At 44.7% G+C, this 21,751-nt stretch carries 18 protein-coding genes and 1 pseudogene; 12 read left to right on the forward strand and 7 right to left on the reverse strand.

The window, feature by feature from the left end:
- Positions 1–2 precede the first annotated feature (2 nt).
- The gene (xseA, locus tag OH461_RS00465; protein ID WP_270018715.1) at positions 3–1,358 is read right to left on the reverse strand and encodes an exodeoxyribonuclease VII large subunit; all 1,356 of its coding nucleotides are present in this window, start codon (positions 1,356–1,358) and stop codon (positions 3–5) included.
- 233 nt (positions 1,359–1,591) lie between these two features.
- Between xseA and guaB the strand changes: the two genes are divergently transcribed.
- From guaB to OH461_RS00495, 6 genes and pseudogenes are all read left to right on the forward strand, one after another.
- On the forward strand, positions 1,592–3,055 hold the full coding sequence (gene guaB, locus OH461_RS00470) for an IMP dehydrogenase (RefSeq protein WP_270018716.1): 1,464 nt from the start codon (positions 1,592–1,594) through the stop codon (positions 3,053–3,055).
- Positions 3,056–3,277: 222 nt separating this feature from the next.
- Positions 3,278–4,831, forward strand: a complete 1,554-nt coding sequence (guaA, locus tag OH461_RS00475) for a glutamine-hydrolyzing GMP synthase (RefSeq protein ID WP_270018717.1) — start codon at positions 3,278–3,280, stop codon at positions 4,829–4,831.
- A gap of 240 nt (positions 4,832–5,071) precedes the next feature.
- The gene (locus tag OH461_RS00480) at positions 5,072–6,592 is read left to right on the forward strand and encodes a Na+/H+ antiporter NhaC family protein (RefSeq protein ID WP_270018718.1); all 1,521 of its coding nucleotides are present in this window, start codon (positions 5,072–5,074) and stop codon (positions 6,590–6,592) included.
- Between the two features lie 248 nt (positions 6,593–6,840).
- Positions 6,841–8,286: pseudogene (locus OH461_RS00485) on the forward strand (chitinase); the annotation flags it as partial.
- 238 nt (positions 8,287–8,524) lie between these two features.
- Positions 8,525–9,118: an acetate uptake transporter gene (locus OH461_RS00490; RefSeq protein WP_270018720.1), complete on the forward strand. Its 594-nt coding sequence runs from the start codon at positions 8,525–8,527 to the stop codon at positions 9,116–9,118.
- Positions 9,119–9,274: 156 nt separating this feature from the next.
- Positions 9,275–9,625 (forward strand): MerR family transcriptional regulator, encoded by a 351-nt coding sequence (locus OH461_RS00495; protein WP_270018721.1) that lies wholly within the window; start codon positions 9,275–9,277, stop codon positions 9,623–9,625.
- A gap of 8 nt (positions 9,626–9,633) precedes the next feature.
- Here OH461_RS00495 and OH461_RS00500 read toward each other — a convergent pair whose 3' ends face one another.
- The 4 genes from OH461_RS00500 to metN form a co-directional block, all read right to left on the reverse strand.
- Positions 9,634–10,587, reverse strand: coding sequence for an aldo/keto reductase (locus tag OH461_RS00500; RefSeq protein ID WP_270018722.1), 954 nt, complete (start codon positions 10,585–10,587; stop codon positions 9,634–9,636).
- 171 nt (positions 10,588–10,758) lie between these two features.
- Complete coding sequence (locus tag OH461_RS00505; protein WP_270018723.1) at positions 10,759–11,568, reverse strand: MetQ/NlpA family lipoprotein; 810 nt, start codon at positions 11,566–11,568, stop codon at positions 10,759–10,761.
- Between the two features lie 57 nt (positions 11,569–11,625).
- Positions 11,626–12,303, reverse strand: coding sequence for a methionine ABC transporter permease (locus OH461_RS00510; protein ID WP_270018724.1), 678 nt, complete (start codon positions 12,301–12,303; stop codon positions 11,626–11,628).
- Positions 12,293–13,327 carry a methionine ABC transporter ATP-binding protein MetN gene (metN, locus tag OH461_RS00515; RefSeq protein WP_270018725.1) on the reverse strand — a complete coding sequence of 345 codons (1,035 nt, stop codon included), beginning with the start codon at positions 13,325–13,327 and terminating at the stop codon, positions 12,293–12,295. Before metN ends, OH461_RS00510 begins: the two co-directional genes overlap by 11 nt.
- Positions 13,328–13,552: 225 nt before the next feature.
- On the opposite strand from metN, the gene gmhB reads away from it, so the two are divergent.
- The 5 genes from gmhB (at position 13,553) to treC (ending at position 18,924) form a co-directional block, all read left to right on the forward strand.
- Positions 13,553–14,104 (forward strand): D-glycero-beta-D-manno-heptose 1,7-bisphosphate 7-phosphatase, encoded by a 552-nt coding sequence (gene gmhB / locus OH461_RS00520; protein WP_260261130.1) that lies wholly within the window; start codon positions 13,553–13,555, stop codon positions 14,102–14,104.
- Positions 14,105–14,163: 59 nt separating this feature from the next.
- On the forward strand, positions 14,164–14,523 hold the full coding sequence (locus OH461_RS00525) for an MliC family protein (RefSeq protein ID WP_270018726.1): 360 nt from the start codon (positions 14,164–14,166) through the stop codon (positions 14,521–14,523).
- Positions 14,524–14,602: 79 nt separating this feature from the next.
- Positions 14,603–15,550, forward strand: coding sequence for a trehalose operon repressor TreR (treR, locus tag OH461_RS00530; RefSeq protein WP_270018727.1), 948 nt, complete (start codon positions 14,603–14,605; stop codon positions 15,548–15,550).
- A gap of 174 nt (positions 15,551–15,724) precedes the next feature.
- Positions 15,725–17,149 (forward strand): PTS trehalose transporter subunit IIBC, encoded by a 1,425-nt coding sequence (gene treB / locus OH461_RS00535; RefSeq protein WP_270018728.1) that lies wholly within the window; start codon positions 15,725–15,727, stop codon positions 17,147–17,149.
- 92 nt (positions 17,150–17,241) lie between these two features.
- Positions 17,242–18,924: an alpha,alpha-phosphotrehalase gene (treC, locus tag OH461_RS00540; protein WP_270018729.1), complete on the forward strand. Its 1,683-nt coding sequence runs from the start codon at positions 17,242–17,244 to the stop codon at positions 18,922–18,924.
- A gap of 71 nt (positions 18,925–18,995) precedes the next feature.
- Here treC and OH461_RS00545 read toward each other — a convergent pair whose 3' ends face one another.
- A complete protein-coding gene (locus OH461_RS00545) occupies positions 18,996–19,595 on the reverse strand; it encodes a YitT family protein (protein ID WP_270018730.1) in 600 nt (199 codons plus the stop codon).
- A 344-nt stretch (positions 19,596–19,939) separates the two neighbouring features.
- On the opposite strand from OH461_RS00545, the gene glyA reads away from it, so the two are divergent.
- Positions 19,940–21,190, forward strand: a complete 1,251-nt coding sequence (glyA, locus tag OH461_RS00550; protein WP_270018731.1) for a serine hydroxymethyltransferase — start codon at positions 19,940–19,942, stop codon at positions 21,188–21,190.
- A gap of 164 nt (positions 21,191–21,354) precedes the next feature.
- Here the strand turns inward: glyA and OH461_RS00555 are convergent, their stop codons facing one another.
- Positions 21,355–21,681, reverse strand: coding sequence for a hypothetical protein (locus OH461_RS00555; protein ID WP_270018732.1), 327 nt, complete (start codon positions 21,679–21,681; stop codon positions 21,355–21,357).
- Positions 21,682–21,751 lie beyond the last annotated feature (70 nt).

Raw genomic sequence — 21,751 nt, forward strand, 5'->3', positions numbered from 1 at the left:
AATTAGTTGACCGTTGAGTGAATTTCGCCTTTCGCTAAACGGGTGACCAATGTGTCGCCCGTTTTTACATCGCTCGCCGATTGAATCACTTGGCCATCTTGGTTTTGGGTGATCGAATAACCACGTTTGAGTGTTGCAAGCGGGCTAACCGTATCAAGCTTCTCTGCGGCTAAAGCCAATTGATGGCGGGTTTGCAGCAGTTTTCGATCCATGGCATCAAGCAGTTTTTGTTCTGCACGAGCCAATTGCGTTTGTTGTTCACTTAAACGTTTTGCTGGTGAGCTGAGCTGTAAGCGGTGTAGTTGACGTTCAACCTTTTGCTGATGGCGGTTGATAAGCGTGGCCATCGCACGTTTTAAGCGGCCATCTAAATCATCCAACTGTTGGCTTTGACGCTCGAGTTGCTGTTTAGGGTGTTGACGTTCTAAGCGGTGCTGTAACCGAGTTAAATGCTGCTTTTGCTCAGCAAAGTAATGCTTGATCGCACTAGCGAGCTTTTGCTGACGAGTAGATAACCCTTGTGCTTTATGGCTATTGTCTCGACTTACTAATTCAGCGGCAGCCGATGGTGTCGGTGCTCGCATATCAGCGACGAAGTCAGCAATAGTGACATCAATTTCATGACCAACGGCACTGATAATCGGGATTTGGCTAGCGGCAATCGTGCGCGCAACGATCTCATTGTTAAAGCACCAAAGATCTTCCAGCGAGCCGCCACCTCGGCCGACAATCAGAACATCACACTCGTCGCGGCTATTTGCACGGCCAATCGCTTGAGCGATTTGAATCGCCGCTTCTTCGCCTTGTACCATGGTTGGATAAACCACGACGGGCAAAGAGGGATCACGACGTTTAAGCACATCAAGAATATCAAACAGAGCTGCGCCCGTTTTTGAGGTAATCACACCCACACACTTTGGGTGTTCAGGTAAAGGTTGCTTGTTGGTTTGGGCAAACAAGCCTTCGCCAGCTAACTTCATTTTCAGCTCATCGAACTGTTGTTGAAGTCGGCCATCGCCTTCTGGCTGCATGCTTTCGATAATTAACTGATAGTCACCACGCGGTTCATACAGTGAAAGACGGGCTTTTACTAATACTTGATTGCCATTTTGTGGTTTAAAGGTTACGCGACGATTGTTACCACGGAACATGGCACATTTTACTTGAGCGCGAGAGTCTTTAAGAGTGAGATACCAGTGACCGGAAACCGGTGCAGAGAAGTTGGATATTTCGCCAATCAGCCACACAATACCCATTTCGTTTTCTAGTAGAAGACGTACTTCGGCATTGAGACGAGAGACCGTGAAGATGTTCGCGTTGCTATTACTACTGTTGTGGGAATAGGTCAGAGATGACACAGCTAATCTCGAAGGCGTGAGTATGGAAATTAGCGGCAATATAATACATAGCAAGGGGGTAAATGCAAGAAAAAAATTAAAAAAATTGGTGGTCAAGCGATTACGTTGAACGTATAATCCCTCCGCAATATCTAATCCAAATGTAACTGATTTCCTAACTTTGGTTACCCTCATTATGCGAAACGATGAGATTGGATTGTTCTTTTTACTCCTCTAATTGTGAGATATTGCAAATGCTAAGAATTGCCAAAGAAGCGCTGACATTCGACGACGTATTACTTGTGCCAGCACACTCCACCGTTCTCCCAAACACAGCTGATCTTCGCACTCAGCTAACTAAGAACATCACCCTAAACATCCCAATGATCTCGGCGTCTATGGACACCGTAACTGAAGCTCGTCTAGCGATTGCGCTAGCCCAAGAGGGTGGCATTGGCTTTATCCACAAGAACATGTCTATTGAGCAGCAAGCAGAGATGGTTCACCAAGTGAAGATCTTTGAAGCTGGTGTTGTGACCAATCCGGTAACGGTTCACCCTGATGCAACTATTGCAGATGTGGTTGAGCTAACTAAAAAGCACGGTTTTGCGGGTTTCCCTGTTGTGACTGAAAGCAATGAGCTAGTTGGTATCATCACTGGCCGTGACGTACGCTTCGTGACAGACCTAAGCAAAAAAGTAAACGTAGTAATGACGCCAAAAGAGCGCCTAGCTTCTGTTAAAGAAGGTGCATCTCGTGAAGAAGTTCAAGAGAAAATGCACAGCGCACGTGTTGAGAAAGTTCTAGTAGTAAACGACGACTTCCAACTGACTGGCATGATCACAGCGAAAGACTTCCACAAAGCAGAACGTAAACCAAATGCATGTAAAGATGCACAAGGTCGTCTACGTGTAGGTGCTGCGGTAGGTGCCGGTGCAGGTAACGAAGAACGTGTTAAAGCGCTCGTTGAAGCGGGTGTTGACGTTCTACTTATCGACTCTTCACATGGTCACTCTGAAGGTGTCCTAAACCGCATCCGCGAAACTCGTGAAGCTTACCCAGATCTAGACATTATCGGTGGTAACGTAGCGACTGGCGCAGGCGCTAAAGCACTTATCGAAGCTGGCGTAAGCGCAGTAAAAGTAGGTATTGGCCCTGGTTCAATCTGTACAACACGTATCGTAACAGGTGTTGGTGTTCCACAAGTTACTGCAATCGCAGATGCAGCAGAAGTTGCGAATGAATACGGCATTCCAGTTATTGCAGATGGCGGTATCCGCTTCTCTGGTGATATCTGTAAAGCAATCGTAGCTGGCGCATCATGTGTAATGGTTGGTTCAATGTTTGCAGGTACTGAAGAAGCTCCGGGCGAAGTGATTCTTTACAACGGCCGTTCATACAAAGCATACCGTGGCATGGGCTCTCTAGGCGCAATGTCTCAAGGCTCTTCTGACCGTTACTTCCAATCAGACAATGCAGCCGACAAGCTAGTACCAGAAGGTATCGAAGGTCGTATCGCATACAAAGGTCGTCTAAAAGAGATCGTTCACCAACAAATGGGTGGCCTACGTTCAAGCATGGGTCTAACAGGCTCTGCAACAGTAGAAGATATGCGTACTAAAGCGGAATTCGTTCGTATCTCAGGTGCAGGTATGAAAGAGTCTCACGTACACGACGTTCAGATCACTAAAGAAGCGCCAAACTACCGTTTAGGCTAATTTCTACTGGTTATTTCGTTCGATAGTTACATCGAAAGTGCTCATTTATGCATATAAACAGGGCGCTTTCTCCGTTCATTCGGTAAAGGCTCTTTAACGAAAACCGTCGAAAAATTAAAACCTATACATTTAACGGAAACGTTTGCGTTTTCCCTTGAAGCATAAAACGAAGGCGAGTACACTCGCCTTCGTTTTAATAACCTAGCTTATAAGACTGCCAAAATGACTAAAAATATCCATGACCAACGTATTCTGATCTTGGACTTCGGTTCTCAGTACACTCAACTTGTCGCGCGCCGCGTTCGTGAAATCGGCGTTTACTGTGAGCTATGGAGCTGGGACGTAGAAGAAGCGGATATTCGTGAATTCAACCCAGATGGCATCATCCTGTCTGGTGGCCCTGAAAGCGTAACGGAAGATAACTCTCCACGCGCTCCTCAATATGTTTTTGATTCTGGTGTGCCAGTTCTAGGTGTATGTTACGGCATGCAAACTATGGCTGAGCAGCTAGGTGGTAAAGTAGCTGGCTCAAATGAGCGTGAATTTGGCTACGCACAAGTAAAAGTTTCTGGCGAATCTGCACTATTTAAAGATCTTGAAGCAACTCAAGATGTATGGATGAGCCACGGTGACAAAGTAGTAGAAATTCCAGCTGATTTCGTAAAAGTAGGTGAGACAGATACTTGTCCTTACGCTGCAATGGCGAATGAAGAGAAGAAGTACTATGGCGTACAGTTTCACCCAGAAGTAACGCACACTAAGCAAGGCAAACAAATGCTAGAGAACTTTGTTCTTGGCGTGTGTGGCTGTGAGCGTCTATGGACTTCTGAATCTATCATCGAAGATGCAGTTGCTCGTATTAAAGAGCAAGTGGGTGACGACGAAGTTATTCTTGGTCTATCTGGTGGTGTTGATTCATCAGTAGTTGCAATGCTTGTTCACCGTGCAATCGGCGATAAGCTAACGTGTGTATTCGTTGATAACGGTCTACTTCGTCTAAACGAAGGCCAACAAGTAATGGATATGTTTGGCGATAAGTTCGGCCTAAACATCATCAAAGTTGATGCAGAAGATCGCTTCCTAAAAGCGCTTGAAGGCAAAGCGGATCCTGAAGAAAAACGTAAAACCATCGGTCACGTATTTGTCGACGTATTCGATGAAGAGTCTAAGAAACTGAAGAACGCAAAATGGCTAGCTCAGGGTACTATCTACCCGGACGTTATTGAGTCAGCAGCTTCTAAGACGGGTAAAGCACACGTTATTAAATCTCACCACAACGTTGGTGGTCTTCCAGATGATATGGAAATGGGTCTTGTTGAGCCGCTACGCGAGCTATTCAAAGATGAAGTTCGTAAGATCGGTCTAGAGCTTGGCCTACCTTACAACATGCTTTACCGCCATCCATTCCCTGGTCCTGGTCTAGGTGTTCGCGTTCTTGGTGAAATCAAGAAAGAGTACTGTGACCTACTACGTCGTGCTGATGCTATCTTCATTGAAGAGCTACACGCAGCAGACCTTTACGACAAAGTATCACAAGCGTTCACAGTATTCCTACCAGTACGCTCTGTAGGCGTAATGGGCGATGGCCGTAAGTACGACTGGGTTGTATCGCTACGTGCGGTAGAAACTATCGACTTCATGACAGCTCACTGGGCGCACCTACCATACGACTTCCTAGGTAAGGTTTCTAACCGTATTATCAACGAAGTAGATGGCATTTCGCGCGTGGTTTACGATATTTCAGGTAAGCCACCAGCAACAATTGAATGGGAATAATATTCTCTTCATATTTGAAGTAGCAACGTTGTCGCCTAGTTGCAACTCCAACTATTTTGGGAATGAGTTGGAGTATTTGACGTAAAGATTAAAATAGTAAAACCAGCCTTCGGGCTGGTTTTTTTGTGTCTAATTTCAAATGAATAGTAATCTAAACTTTTTTACTATAATGCATATACAATACGATATTTTGCATGTATATTCAGTTTTGTTGTTTAAATATTTTAATTGGTGTTTGCTATGGAACAGGCTGAATTTACCTCTCTTATTCCCATTTTAATAACTTTAGCCTTAGCTTTGACGACTCGAAATGTGGTTGTTGGTTTGTTTGCTGGTGTAGTCAGTGGTGTGGCTATGCTAGAAGGCACTTTTGTTGAGAGTGGTCCTTTAGATTCCTTTGGTGCGCTCATGAAAGGTTACTTACTACCTCAATTGACGGATAGCTATAACGCGGGGGTTATTTTGCTATTGGTTTTCATTGGTGGCTTTGTGGCTTTGATGGAAAAGTCAGGAGGCGGCGTGGCATTTGCTGAACGTGTCACTAAGCTTGTCGCCAGTAAGTGTCAGGCTCAAATTTCTGCGTGGTTTGGCGGTATTGTTATATTTTTCTCAGACTTAGGTACGCCACTCATCGTAGGTCCGGTGTTTAGACCTTTGTTTGATAAGCTGAAAATTTCTCGCCAGAAGCTAGCTTTTATTATCGATTCGACGTCATCTCCAGTGGCTATTTTAATCCCTTTCATTGGTTGGGGGGTGTATATCATGGGGCTGATCCAAAAGGAGTTCTCACAGCTTGATGTGGGCATGAGTGACTGGGATGCTTTCATTGGTGCGATTCCTTATCAGTTTTATGCATTCCTCGCGATCGCGATTGTGCCGATTATCTCGATTTTTAAGTGTGACTTTGGTCCTATGGCTAAGGCCGAGCAAGAGGCTAAGCAAGGAATCATCAGTCAGCCAATTGGCACAGAGCAGCATCAAGCGTTCTCGCATAAAAATGCGAAAGCATCCTTTGTTTGGGCTCCGCTTCTAGTGATGTTAATTGTGCTGTGTTCAATGCTTGTACCGCTGGGCTTCCCATTCCAAAAGGTGGCAGGTTCGACATTCCGTGCTGCGCTCTCGACGGCATATTTATTTGCGGCCTTTACTTTGATTAGTTTAATGGCGTTCTACGGAGTAAGGAAAATCGCTGATAGCATTCAAGTTTACTTAAAAGGCATGTCGGGAATGATGTCTGTGGCGGTCATTCTGGTATTGGCTTGGGCATTAAGCTCTGTGGGTAAAGAACTGGGCGCTGCTGCTTATATTGCCGAGCAAGCACAAGCAGGATTCCCGAGTTGGTTATTACCAGCAATGGCCTTTTTACTCGCTGGGATCATTTCCTTTGCGACAGGGTCATCATGGGGAACATTTGCCATCATGATGCCACTCGTGATTCCAACTGGCATAGCGATTGATGCGCCATTGCTGGTGTGTATTGGTGCGGTACTGTCGGGCGGTTTGTTTGGTGACCACTGTTCGCCAATTTCAGAAACGACCATATTATCATCGACAGGTGCAGCGTGTGAGCAGTACGAGCACTTTAGAACTCAGCTTCCTTACGCGCTGGTCAATGGAGCGATTGCGCTGCTTAGCTTTGTTGTCGCTGGTCTGTCTGAATCACCTTTGACATTACTTGCGGCATTAACGGTTCAAATTAGCTTCTACCTGCTAATTACCAAAACTCAAATAGGGCAAAAGTTGTATAAAGCGAACGTATAATCGCGACAACTTAGTACCATTCGGTGACGCGTAGCCTAAAAATGGGCTGCGCGTTTTTTATCATACGGTAAGGCATTCAGTTTTGGGAGCGCAATCAAAATGGCATATTAATTGTGCTGTTTATCAATGGAAAATTTCTATAGTTATATCGCAAGATTATTATTTGCCAGATGGCATTTGACACCAAATTATCCTCGTTTTTCTATGCTTTCGTTGGACGTTAATATTAATTAGAGGACTCCAACAACATGAAAACAATAACTAGCATTGCCGCGGCTATCGCTGTAGCCAGTGCATCCAGTGTCTGGGCTAGCCCTAACATCCAACCTGACCCTCAAAACCCGACTGGCTACGTGATGGATCGCGCAGAGATCCAAGCGATGGAAGCCAGTAAAACTTCTGACCCTATGTATGCGGTATGGGCAGACGCTCTTCGCACGGCAAGCAACACGGTTGTCGAAGCGATTGAACCTGGTCTAGCGACTAACCCAGAGAACGTCAAACGAGCAGAACTGGTATTCCCTCAAAGCGAATGGGACTACTTAACTCAAATGGCAGCGCCAGAATACACCTACACCAAATTCTTACGTGCAATCGGTAAGTTCCCAGCGTTTTGTGCTACTTACACTGATGGACGTAACTCTGATGCAATCTGTAAGAAGTCCATCATCACGGCATTTGCACACTTTGCTCAAGAGACAGGCGGTCACATCTCTAAAGACAATCATTGGGATAATCCATTAGGTCTTGAAGAGTGGCAGCAGGCTTTAGTTCATGTGCGTGAAATGGGATGGTCTGAAGGTCAAGAAGGTTACACCACCGGTTGTGGTCAAAATGATTGGCAAAACCGTAAGTGGCCATGTGCTCCAGGGCAAGGTTACTTTGGCCGTGGTGCTAAACAGCTTTCTTACCACTTTAACTACGGCGCATTCTCTGAGGCGATGTACGACGGCGACGCAACGGTACTGCTTAACAACCCAGCATTAGTAGCAGACTCTTGGCTGAACCTTGCTTCTGCAATTTGGTTCTTCTTAACGCCTCAAGCGCCTAAGCCTGCCATGCTGCATGTGATTGACCGTACTTGGGTTCCATCACAGCGTGAAATCGATGCGGGTATCGGTTATGGCTTTGGTACCACAATTAACATCATCAATGGTGGTATTGAGTGTGGTGAACAAAACAAAAACAAAGGTCAGCCAGTTAACCGAATCAAATATTGGGAAGGCCTATCAGCGCATTATCAGATCCCAATTGAAGCTGATGAAGTGAATACTTGTTGGCAGCAAACGCCTTACGCAAGTTTGAACCTAGATGGCGCGACTGATGTGCTTTACACCAACTGGGATGGTAACTGGAAATACTATGCGGACCGTCCTGAAGGTTACTCGTTTGAGTGTGAGTTAGTTGGCTTCCAAACAGCTTATTCTGCGTTGGTTGAAGGGGACTACGAGAAATGTGTCACCAACTTCTATCAATCTCATGCAAGTTGGCCGGAAGTGCGAGTGGTTGATAACCTAGCTCCGCCACCGGTTGATCCACCGGGCACAGCTCCTGCGTGGGACGTTAATAAGGTGTACAACACCGGTGATCAGGTCACTCATCAGAATGCAATCTATGAAGCGAAATGGTGGACACAAGGTGATGATCCTACCAAAGGCGACCCATGGAAATTTATCTCTGCAGTACCTGCACAATAAAGTGTTTTTAGCTGAAATCTAATATCAGCTGTTTTTAAGCCTGCAACTATGTGTTTATGTCTATTTGCAGGCTTTTTTTCGTCTTTATTTTCAGTTAATGCTCTTTGATCAGAGAAATCAACTGATTGGTGTTTTGTGCAATCTAAGATTGCGCGTAACGCTTATTGTGTTTGTAGGATTGACCTTTAAAATTCGCGCGTAATTTTTATCAACTTTTTTGAAAAGGTACACGCCAATGTCGACTAAACTGGCTAACCCTGCGCCACTAGGCCTAATGGGTTTCGGTATGACAACCATCCTGCTAAACATCCACAATGCAGGCTTTTTCCCAATTGATTCTATGATCCTAGCGATGGGTATTTTCTACGGTGGTCTTAGCCAAGTTCTTGTTGGCATGATGTGCTTTAAGCGTGGCGACACGTTTGGTACCACTGCATTTACTTCTTACGGCCTATTCTGGCTAACGCTTGTTGGTCTAATTGTAATGCCATACATGGGTCTACCAGCAAGCCCTCATAGTTTCATGGGTTGGTACCTAACACTTTGGGGTATCTTCACTGGTTTCATGTTCATCGGTTCACTATGTTACCCAGTAGCGAAACAAGTAGTATTCGGTTCACTAACCATTCTATTCTTCCTACTTGCAGCACGTGATTTCACGGGTAGCGAACTGATTGGCACGATTGCTGGCTTTGAAGGCATCTTCTGTGGTGCGAGCGCAATCTACTTCGCGATGGCTCAAGTTCTAAATAATGAATACGGCCGCACGATTCTTCCTATTGGTGAGAAGAAACCAGCTGCGGTAGCGACTGAGCAAGTAGCCGCTTAAGTAAATCGTATTGATAAGAAAGGGTTAGCAAACTGCTAACCCTTTTTTTATGTCTGAGATTTGAGTCGCATGTGAATTATTGCTTATTAGAAATACTAGAAACAACGAGCAGTGAATTGATACTTTGGCTATTAGTGAATGAGTTGAGGTATAGGAATGCGAATTCAGCAAGTTGCAAAGGATACGGGATTAAGCCAGCATACATTACGGTATTATGAGCGGCAGGGGCTGATTTGGGCGGTGCCAAGAGATGAGTTTGGTCATAGATATTATCGAGAACAAGATGTCCATTGGCTCAAGTTTATCCAATGCTTGAAGATGACTGGGATGCCATTAAAAGACATCCAAGCCTATGCTAAACGTGTAGTGTCTGATGATAAACAGCCACAGTATTTGTTGAAAATATTGGCAGAACATAAACAACGTTTAGAGATCAGTCGTGCAGAGATTGATGAATGCTTAAAGCATATTAGTTGGAAAATAGAGCACTATCAAAATCTGCTATAGCTTTTAAATCAGTGTGGAAATAGTTGTTCAATGATGGTCATTTCTTCGTGGGTTATGCCTATCTCTGTAGCTGGTAATAATTGGTTAAGTTGCTTTTCTGTTCGTGCACCGATGATCGTACCTGTTGTTGCTTGATTGGCTAATGTCCACGCTAAGCTTAATTGTGCGGTTTGACATTGCTTGCTGTCTGCTAAGCCTTTTAATTTATTTACTGCTTCTACAATCCGGTTGAACTCCGGTTGCTGGAATTGGTTACTTTTATGCCGCCAATCTCGCTTATCTAGCTTGTTGAGCCTTTCGATATTCCAATCTCCTGTTAAGAGTCCGTGACTCATCGCCGAATGGTGAATGACTCCAATGTTGTTATCTGTACACCAAGGCAGTACATCTTGCTCTATGCGGCGGTTGAGTAGAGAGTAGGGGGGCTGTAGTGAAGTGATAGGTGCGATTTCTTGTATTCGCTGCAATTGCGATTGAGAAAAGTTGGACACGCCAATGTGTCTTACTTTTCCTGCTTGTTGCAGTTCCGCTAGAGTTTGCCATGCTTCTTCAAGTTGAGCTGATGGATTTGGCGTATGAATTTGGTACAAGTCGATACAGTCAATATTAAGACGGCGAAGACTGTGCTCTACTTCTTGAAGTATCGATTGCTTGGTGAGGCAAGGTTGTAACTCTGATTCCCCATCATTCCAACGAAAACCACATTTAGTAAAGATAGATGGTGTGTAATGAGTTTGATGAAGCGCTTTAGCGATAACTTTCTCGGCATTGCCTAAGCCATAAGCGGGTGCGGTATCGATCCAGTTAATCCCTTGGTCTAGGGCTGCATGAATGACTTTTACGGACTCCCGGGTTGATTGAGTACCCCATCCCCAATCGCCGATATCTCCTCCAATAGCCCAACTTCCTAATCCCAGTGTAGATATCTTGAGTTGTGAATTTCCGAGCGTGTGTGTTTGCATGTGGTGTCCTTCTTATATGTGAATCTAAAGAAGTCAAAGTTATGCGGGTTTGAGTTAGCTCTAACACAAGGTGAAATGTTGATAGCTGTGAAATGGATCGCAATGGAGGAGCAGGTATAGAAAAGGCTAGCCGAAGCTAGCCTTAGAGTTTGTTTGGTGAAGAAAAGGTGATTACCAGCCTTTAACGACGCCACCTTGGAAGATGTCAGACGCTGCTGAGTACACTTCTTCCGTTTGGTATGCTTTTACAAAGTTTACTACGTTTTCAGCTGCTGCATTGTCTTCACGAGCGACAACTAGGTTTACGTATGGAGATTCTTTGTCTTCAACGAACACGCCATCTTTTTGTGGAGTAAGGTTGATAGAGCTTGCGTAAGTAGTGTTGATTACAGACAGTGCTACGTCGTCAAGAGAGCGAGGTAGTTGGGCAGCATCAAGCTCAACAATAGTGATGCTTTTCGGGTTTTCAACGATGTCACGAACTGTTGCTAGTAGACCAGCACCTTCACGCAGTGTGATTAGACCTTGTTGCTCAAGAAGAAGTAGGGAACGACCAAGGTTCGTTGGATCGTTTGGTACTGCAATGCGCGCACCTTCTTGGATCTCATCCACTGATTTTACTTGCTTAGAGTAACCCGCGATTGGGTAAACGAATGTATTACCTGCGATAACTAGCTTGTAACCACGGTCAGCTACTTGCTGATCTAGGTATGGCTTGTGTTGGAACGCGTTGATGTCGATAGAGCCGTCATCTAACGCCGCGTTTGGTGTTACGTAGTCAGTGAATGTTACTAGCTCTACATCTAGGTTGTATTTCTCTTTCGCTACTTTTGCAGCTACTTCAGCAACTTGTGCTTCTGCACCAGCCATAACGCCTACTTTGATTGTGCTAGTATCAGCTTCTTTCTCACCGCAACCAGAAAGAATTAGGGCAGAGGCCGCTGCTGCGATGGTAAGTAAACCTTTAAGATTAAATTTCATGACTGTCTCCTTGTATAAATCTTAAAATTCTTTTTTAAGTCTTCGTTTTAAATCGGGTTATCTGTGGTCTACACGGCGAACAATGGCATCACCGATAGACTGAATAATTTGTACCAATACGATAAGCATAACGACGGTTACAGCCATGATCACGACATCGTAGCGGTGGAAGCCATAACGAATGGCTACATCACCTAAGCCGCCGCCGCCAACTGTGCCAGCCATCGCAGAGTAGCTCACTAGGGTTACAAGTGTGATAGTGACTGAGTTAACAATGGTTGGCATCGCTTCTGGTAGCAATACTTTGGTAATGATTTGTAATGGAGTCGCGCCCATAGATTGCGCGGCTTCTACTAAACCTGTTGGCACTTCTAATAGTGCGCCTTCAATAAGGCGGGCAACAAATGGAATTGCACCAATGGTGAGTGGGACAATGGCTGCTGTCGTACCGATAAAGGTGCCAACAAGCAGTTTGGTCACTGGAATAATCGCAACCATCAGTACGAGGAAAGGCACTGAACGACCCACGTTGACAATTGCACCGAGCACACCATTCAGTTTGGTGTTTTCAATTAGGCCGCCTTTCTTGGTGGTGTGAAGAATTACGCCAAGCGGAATGCCCACAGCAAAGCCTACAATGCCAGCAACCGCTACCATGTATAGCGTTTCCCATGTCGCGCCTATAAGTAGTTTACTGTTTAGGTTTAGCCATTCTGAAATCGTATTAAAGGACATAGCCAAGTACCTCTACTTTTACTTTGTTGTCACGTAGGAATTCAATCGCATTGTTATCATCTTGTTCTGAACCAAATAGCTCAGCGACCATCATGCCGAATTTAACGCCACCAGCGTAATCCAGATCTGAACTTAAAATGCTGACATCGATGTTAAATTTACGAGCGATTTGCGTCATTAGTGGTGCGTCGACAGTCGCGCCAGTGAACTCTAAACGCACTAATGGGTAGCTGCCTTCTACGCGCGTTTCTTGTAAACGTGCTTGGTAATCTTCTGGAATTGAAAGGTCTAATGTTGAACGAATGAACTGATGAGCCAGCTCCGTTTTAGGGTGAGCAAAGATCTCGCCCACTGTGCCTTTCTCAACCAGTTCACCACGACCGATGATTGCCACTTCGTGACAGATGCTTTTTACCACGTCCATTTCATGGGTGATGATGAGAATAGTGATGTTGAGTTTACGGTTGATTTCTTTTAGTAGCTCAAGAATTGACTGTGTAGTCGCTGGGTCAAGCGCGCTAGTGGCTTCATCACACAGTAGTACTTTTGGGTCCGATGCCAGTGCACGGGCGATAGCAACACGCTGCTTTTGACCGCCACTTAGATTCGCCGGGTAGGTTTCATGTTTATCTTCTAGACCAACCAGTTTCAATAGCTCGGTGACTTTTGCTTCGATTTGCTTTTGTTCTTTCCCTGCAAGCTCTAATGGCAGTGCGACATTGTCAAAGACTGTGCGTGAAGAAAGTAGGTTGAAGTGTTGGAAGATCATGCCGATGTTGCGGCGAGCTTCGCTGAGCTGTGATTTAGTCAGTTTCGTTAGATCAACACCATCAACAATGATTTCACCGTTTGTTGGGGCTTCCAACATGTTTACACAACGGATTAGGGTACTTTTACCTGCACCAGACGAGCCGATAACACCAAAGATGTTGCCTTGTGGAATATGCAGATTGATGTCTTTTAAGGCATGAATCTCTTTCTTGCCTTGGTAGAACACCTTGTTGACTTGGTTAATGCTAATCATTGAGAAACCTACTTTTTGCTCGAGTTCGGAACAGAAGAATATGTTGAGCTACATCTCATTTAGTAGAAGATGCTATGGCTTTGTTGGTTTTGTGTCAATAGATATTTTTACGTCTAGACGTCTAAATGGTTATTTTAGGCAAACGATTAGGTAATTAGATAGTGATGAAAGAAATAAAGCGTGCAATAATCCTTAAAAATAGTGAGCAAAATAGAGAACCGAATTTTGGCTAAACCAGCAGTCTTTCTAGATCGCGATGGCGTGATTAATGTCGATCATGGCTATGTGCACGACGAGCATGACTTTGAATTTATCGAAGGTGTGTTTGAAGCGACTAAGCAACTTAAAGAGATGGGTTATTTACTTGTTTTAGTGACTAACCAATCGGGCATTGCACGCGGTAAATTCAGTGAAGACCGATTCTTATCGCTAACCCAGTGGATGGATTGGAACTTTGTTGATAACGGTGTAGAGCTTGATGGTATCTATTACTGTCCGCATCATAGTGAGCATGGCATTGGTAAATACAAAGAAGACTGTGAGTGCCGTAAGCCAAAGCCGGGGATGTTTATTTCTGCTCGCGATTTTCTAAAAATAGATATGGCCAATTCAGTTATGGTGGGTGATAAACCTGAAGACATGATGGCAGCTGATGCAGCAGGTGTGGGGACTAAGATTTTGGTTCGTACTGGTAAGCCTGTTACAGAGCGCGGTGAGGCGGTCGCCACAACTGTGCTCGATAGTCTCAGAGATGTGCCAGCCTATCTAAAAAAATAGTCTACCCTGTAAAGGTCGCTCATTGAGCGGCCTTTATTTCTATAGGAGGTAACTATTTTATGGCAGGGACAATGATAAAAACCGGCTTAACTCTTTTCAGTAGTCTTTTCATGTTTGCTTGTTCTAGCGGCCAGTCATCAGATGGAATGGATAAGGTCAATAGTGAACAACTTTATCACTATCAATGTGACTCGGATTTGACCTTTGATGTCGCCTATTTGGTCGAGGAACAAGGGGCATTGCTTCGAATTGATCAAGCAGACTTCGCATTAGTGCAAGTTCCTTCTGGTTCAGGGACGCGTTACTCATTACCACAGAATGCCCAATCCAACATTCAGCCTGTGACTTTGTACACGAAAGGTGAGTACGCCCGCTTAGAATTAGGGCGAGAGATTTACAAAAACTGTAAAACACAATAATGTTAGCCACCTAACCTTGGGGCATCTTATGTGGTATGCCCCATAGGAACTTTCCTTTTATCTATTGAATACTTGTTGTATGAGCAAAAAACTGACCATTCTTGATATCGCGCGTTTGTCGGGAGTCGGTAAGTCTACCGTGTCTCGCGTGTTGACTAACGATCCAAAGGTGAAGCCTGAAACTCGTGAAAAGGTTCTCCAAGTGATTGAAAAGTCAGGTTATGTTCCGTCTAAATCTGCGCAGTCTATGCGTGGTGGTAGCCAAAAAGTGGTTGGGGTGATCATCTCTCGTCTTGATTCTCCGTCTGAAAACAAAGCCGTTGGTAGTATGCTGCAAGCTTTGTATCAAGCGGGTTATGATGCGGTGATTATGGAAAGCCAGTTCGATCGTGATAAAACCAATGAGCACCTTCAAGTACTGAAAAGACGCAATGTCGATGGCGTGATCGTGTTTGGTTTTAGCGATTTTGATTTGGATAAGCTCGAGGCGTGGCAAGGTAAAGCGGTTGTTATCGCGATGGACACGCAACAAGTCTCTTCTATTAACTATGACAACAGTGGTGTGATCACTCAAGCCTTGCAGCATTTGTATCAGCAAGGCGGCCGCAATATCAGTTACATTGGCGTAGACCCAAGCGACAAGACGACGGGTAAGTTACGTCTAGAGGCGTATCAATCTTGGTGCGCGCAACATGGTATCGAGAGTGTTTATCGAACCGGTGATCTTCACCATGAAAGCGCTTATCAGCTAGTCGAACAAGTCCTGACAGAACACACTCAAGCGATTGTGTGTGCCAGTGATAGCCTTGCTCTTGGGGTCATAAAGCGGCTGCAAGAACTCTCGCGAGAAGATGTGATAGTCACTGGTGTAGGTGGAAGCGAATTGCTTTCTTTCTTATTCCCTAATGTATTCAGCATTGACCCAGGCTACGCTGATGCCGGGGTGAAAGCGGCTAACCTTCTGATATCTCATATAAATGGAGAGTCAGAGCTGACTCATATTACCCAAGAACCTGTCCTAATCTAAGTAATTCTTTTTCAATTGGTTTAAAATTATACTGTGATCGTTCTCAATTAATGGGACTGTTCCCATTTCTGAGTTTGATAGATTCTGCCAATATAATAAACAATTAAAGGGAACGTTCCCAAAAAAAGTAAAATTAAGAACATAAATCGAATTTCCAATAGGGTGGACAAGGTTATGGGGAAGATTGCTAAACAAGATGTGGCGCGTCTGATCGAACTCGTTGGCGGATCTGAAAACATTGCCAGTGTGAGTCACTGTTTAACGCGTTTACGTTTTGTCTTAAATGACACTGCCAAAGCGGATGAGGCAGGGCTAGAAGCATTGAGTGTCGTTAAGGGCTGCTTTACCAATGCGGGCCAGTTCCAAGTTGTGATTGGTACTGAAGTTGATGAGGTCTACAAAGTATTGATCTCTTTAACGGGTAAGCAAGCGGCTTCAAAAGATGAGGCGAAGCTTGCTGCTCGTCAAAACATGAATATTCTCGAACGCGGTATCTCCCATCTTGCTGAAATCTTTGTGCCGCTGCTTCCTGCGATTATCACTGGTGGTTTGATCCTTGGTTTCCGTAATGTGATTGGCGACATCAAGATGTTTGATGGCCAGTCTCTGACTGAAATCAGCCAGTTCTGGGCGACTGTACATAGCTTCCTATGGTTGATTGGTGAAGCGATCTTCTTCTTCTTGCCAGTTGGCGTGTGTTGGTCGACGGTGAAAAAACTCGGTGGTACCCCGATTCTTGGTATTACTCTTGGTGTGACGCTAGTTTCGCCACAGCTAATGAATGCCTACTTGATTGGTAAGCAAGTGCCGGAAGTCTGGGACTTTGGCTTGTTTGTCATTGAGAAAGTCGGTTATCAAGCGCAAGTAATTCCAGCCATGTTGGCGGGTGTTGCTTTAGCCTTTATCGAAACTAATTTGAAACGCATTATTCCTTCGTACCTATACCTAGTGGTAGTACCTTTTGTTTCTATCATTCTCTCTGTTGTTTTGGCGCACTCTCTGATTGGTCCATTTGGTCGTATGTTGGGTGATGGTGTGGCGTTTGCGGCTAAAGCGGCCATGACTGGTGATTTTGCCGTGATTGGCTCTATGATCTTCGGCTTCTTATATGCTCCGCTTGTGATTACGGGTATTCACCACACGACTAACGCCGTTGACCTACAACTAATGCAAGACCTTGGCGGTACACCAATTTGGCCATTGATTGCACTTTCTAACATCGCGCAAGCATCAGCGGTTGTGGGCATCATCATTATTAGCAAAAAACATGGTGAACGTGACATCTCTGTGCCTGCAGCTATCTCGGCCTACCTTGGTGTAACTGAGCCTGCGATGTACGGCATTAACTTGAAATACAAATTCCCAATGCTGAGTGCCATGATTGGTTCTGCAATTGCTGCGGCGATTTGTGGCATGGCGGGTGTAATGGCCAATGGCATTGGTGTAGGTGGTCTACCGGGTATTCTCTCTATTCAGCCACAATACTGGGGTGTGTTTGCTGTTGCTATGCTGGTGGCAGTTGCAGTTCCAGTCACTTTAACTCTATTCCTATACAAGCGTGCCCAAGCAAAAGGCGAGCTGGAAACAGCAAGCGCTTAAGTTAAACAAGCGAGGCTAAGGTCTCGCTCAATTCTTTTTTGCCATGGCTTTCATGGCTTATTTATCTAATTTACTGGTAAGTGAGTATTGCGATGACGATTCTCAATCAAGATGCTAATTGGTGGAAAACCGCGTCTATCTATCAAATTTATCCGAAAAGTTTTTGTGACAGCGGCAGTCAAGGTACCGGAGATATCAAAGGCATTATTTCTAAACTCGATTATTTAAAACGTTTAGGGATTGATGCCATCTGGCTAACACCGGTTTACCAATCGCCAATGGTGGATAATGGCTACGACATTTCAGATTACTACGCGATAAACCCTGAGTTTGGCACCATGGCGGACTTTGATCTGCTACTTGCCCAAGCACATCAGCGTGGCATTCGCATCATTATGGATATCGTAGTTAACCATACCTCGACTCATCATCAATGGTTTCAATCCGCATTAGGTGACAAACAAAGCCCATACCGTGATTACTACATCTGGAAAGACCCTGTGGAAGGGGGCGAGCCTAACAACTGGCAATCTAAGTTCGGTGGCAGTGCATGGCAACTGGATCAAGCAACAAACCAGTATTACCTGCATCTATTTGCCACTGAACAAGCAGACCTTAACTGGGAAAATCCTGCGGTGCGTCAAGAAGTAAAACAGGTGATTAGCTACTGGGCTGAAAAAGGTGTCGATGGATTCCGCTTAGACGTGATTAACCTGATTTCTAAGCAACAAGATTTCCCGAGTGATGAGTCTGGTGATGGCCGACGTTTTTACACTGATGGTCCGCGTGTACATGAATACTTACAAGAGATCAGTGAAGCGGTATTTCAAAAATACGGCAGTGTCACTGTGGGTGAAATGTCTTCAACCACGTTAGAGCATTGCCAGCAATACTCGGCGCAAGATGGTAAAGAGCTATCGATGGTGTTTAACTTTCATCATCTTAAAGTGGATTATCCCAATGGTGAGAAGTGGACTAAAGCCCCTTTTGATTTCATTCAACTTAAGCAAATCTTCAATCATTGGCAAACAGGGCTTAATGGCCAAGGCTGGGGTGCGCTATTTTGGTGTAACCACGATCAGCCACGAATAGTCAGCCGATTAGGTGACGACCAAACTTATCGAGTCGAATCAGCAAAGATGCTGGCAGCCTCTTTGCACATGATGCAGGGCACACCTTATATCTACCAAGGCGAAGAGATTGGTATGACTAACCCTGCGTATACCGACATTACCCAATATCGCGATGTTGAAAGCACCAACATGTACGACATCATGGTGAATCAACAAGGAGTTAGCCATGACGATATGATGGCGATTTTGGCGCAGAAATCTCGTGATAACTCGCGAGCACCAATGCAGTGGGATGGCTCTGACAATGCCGGTTTCACACAAGGCAAACCATGGCTAGAAGTGGCGGCAAACTATCCGCAAGTGAATGCCAAGGCAGCGGTAGAAGATGGCGATTCCGTTTTTTACTTCTATAAAGCTTTGATTGAACTGCGTAAGCACTTACCAGTCATTACCGATGGTAGCTATCTAGATTTATTGCCAGATCATCAACATTGTTGGGCTTACTTACGAGAAAACGCCACTCACCAATTGGTATGTGTAAGTAATTACTATCCTCAAGAAGTCTTCTGTGAAATGCCTGTAGATCTCGCGATAGAAAACTCAGAGTGTTTGCTAACTAATTACTCTCACCCATTGCAGTATGAAGGTAAGCGCATTCACTTAAAGCCTTATGAAACGCGAATTCTCCTGATAAAAAAGTAACCTCTATTACTTTTAAATAAGAAAAAAGGCTTTGGTCTCGTCAACCAAAGCCTTTGTTTTATGCTGGCAATCTAGCCGTAGCTGACTGTGTAACGTTGAGGTTTGTGGTTCATCGCTAACACTAAGTTAAGCGCAACAGCACCAATTACCGAGTAAATGATGGTGGTGGTATCAACGAAGAAGAACGAAGCAATTAGAATTGCACAATCAATCGCAAGCTGCGTTTTACCCACAGAGATGCCAAATTTATCTTGGATGAACAGACATAGAACGTTAAAGCCGCCAAGACTGGAGCGATGACGGAATAGAATCAGCATGCCCAAGCCCATCAATAAGCCGCCTGCAACCGCGCAGTATGCTTGGTTAATTTTATCTAGGCTGATAACCAAGTAGAGGTGATCGGCCAAAATCGACACCATCGCGCCAGAAATCGCACTATTAAATGCGAAGCGCGCGCCAAAACGTTTCCAAGCCAACAGGTAGAATGGACAGTTCGCAAGAAAATAAAGCGTACCAAAAGACCAAGTTGCAAACTGGCTAACCAAAAGCGCTAAACCTGTTGTTCCACCAGTCAGCAATGTGGCGGATTGAAGAAAGAAGATACCTTGAGCGACTAAGAAAGTGCCAGTCAGTATCGCGATCCAATCTTCTTTACGTGAGTGTTTTTCCATCAATGAACAATTAAACGTTGAACGAATGGCGAGCATAGTATGTAAAAGATGAGGTTTTCGGTAGCTTGAGAGCGAAATTTAAGGTAAACCTATGTAATTATCGTTTTACGGGGTGTAAAGGATAAATTTGACACTTTTCCTCATTTTGCAATGAGATAAAGGTCAACATGACAAACCTTGTAAACCAGTATGAAAAAACTGCATGAGAAAAAATGAAATTTTCTCTTTATGACCTAGATCAAATTATGTAAAATGCGCGCCATTAGGGTGACGAAAACGTTTGCGTCGGGGTCGTTAACCGGTTTTTTGTAACTTTCAGTCAAAATCTGAGTCAGGAGATACAGATGCTTAAGCGTGATATGAACATCGCAGATTACGATGCGGAACTGTTCGCAGCTATCCAAGAAGAAACTCTTCGCCAGGAAGAACACATCGAACTTATCGCTTCAGAAAACTACACAAGCCCACGTGTAATGGAAGCTCAAGGTTCTCAGCTAACTAACAAATACGCTGAAGGTTACCCAGGCAAGCGTTACTACGGTGGTTGTGAGTACGTAGACAAAGCAGAAGCTCTTGCAATTGATCGTGCTTGTGAGCTATTTGGTTGTGAATACGCGAACGTACAGCCTCACTCTGGTTCTCAAGCAAACAGCGCAGTATACATGGCGCTACTTAACCCAGGAGATACGGTTCTAGGTATGAGCCTAGCGCACGGTGGTCACCTAACTCACGGTTCACCAGTAAACTTCTCTGGTAAGCACTACAACGTTATTCCTTACGGTATCGATGAAGCAGGTCAAATCAACTACGACGAGATGGAAGCTCTAGCGGTTGAACACAAGCCGAAAATGATCATCGGTGGCTTCTCTGCTTACTCGCAAATCGTAGACTGGGCTCGCATGCGTGAAATCGCAGACAAAGTAGGCGCTTACTTCTTCGTAGACATGGCTCACGTAGCGGGTCTTATCGCTGCAGGTGTTTACCCAACACCAGTACCTCATGCACACGTAGTAACAACCACTACGCACAAAACGCTAGCAGGTCCACGTGGCGGTCTAATCCTGTCTAATGCAGGTGAAGACATGTACAAGAAGCTGAACTCAGCAGTTTTCCCTGGTGGTCAAGGTGGCCCGCTAATGCACGTAATCGCAGGTAAAGCGGTAGCGTTCAAAGAAGCAATGGAGCCAGAGTTCAAAGCGTACCAGCAACGTGTAGTTGATAACGCAAAAGCGATGGTAGCTCAGTTCCAAGAGCGCGGTTACAAAATCGTATCTAACTCGACAGAGAACCACCTGTTCCTAGTTGACCTAATCGACAAAGACATCACAGGTAAAGATGCGGATGCAGCACTAGGTGCAGCAAACATCACTGTAAACAAGAACTCAGTACCAAACGATCCTCGTAGCCCATTTGTTACTTCAGGTATCCGTGTTGGTACACCAGCAATCACTCGTCGTGGCTTCACAACAGAAGACGCGAAAGAGCTAGCAAACTGGATGGCAGACGTGCTTGATAACATCGGCAACGATGAAGTGATTGAAGCGACAAAAGCGAAAGTATTAGATATTTGTAAGCGTCTACCGGTTTACGCTTAAATTTTCTTCGTAGAGTGAACGAACTTCTGTGTCGAACATACTCATTTGCTAGAGCAAACTCCGTGTGTTCTCCTTGAATTTCGTCCATCTACTTTGAAAATTATTGAATGATGAAGGACTCCGTTTGGAGTCCTTTTTGTTTTTTAGGTGGGGTAGTTTTTCGATTATTTGGCGATGCTAAGTAGCGTGCCGGATTTACATTTGAAGGAGTAATATTTGGAGCTTTCGTTGAACTTACCTAGCCCTTCACCATCGCAGTAATCGATGTTTATATCGCGCATGGTCTCAAGGGTATTCTCTGTTGTGAGCGCAAACTTAGAACCATCGGAGCATAGAATACGCACGCGGCCGTCGTCGCTGACGGAGTAGATATCGACTTCGGTATTACATAGTTCAAATGAAGCCTCGCGGAAATTATCTTGCTGCTCTGAGTTTGAGCAGGCGGTAAGTATCAGGGCGGATATCACTGCGAACAATCCAAATCTAATCATGGCTGAATCCTTTTAGGTGACGCACTCTGACGGTGCTTACATGAGCAATCTTGTGAATAAGATTGAAGAT

It is taken from the genome of Vibrio sp. LaRot3 (genome assembly GCF_027587025.1).
GTDB lineage: Bacteria > Pseudomonadota > Gammaproteobacteria > Enterobacterales > Vibrionaceae > Vibrio.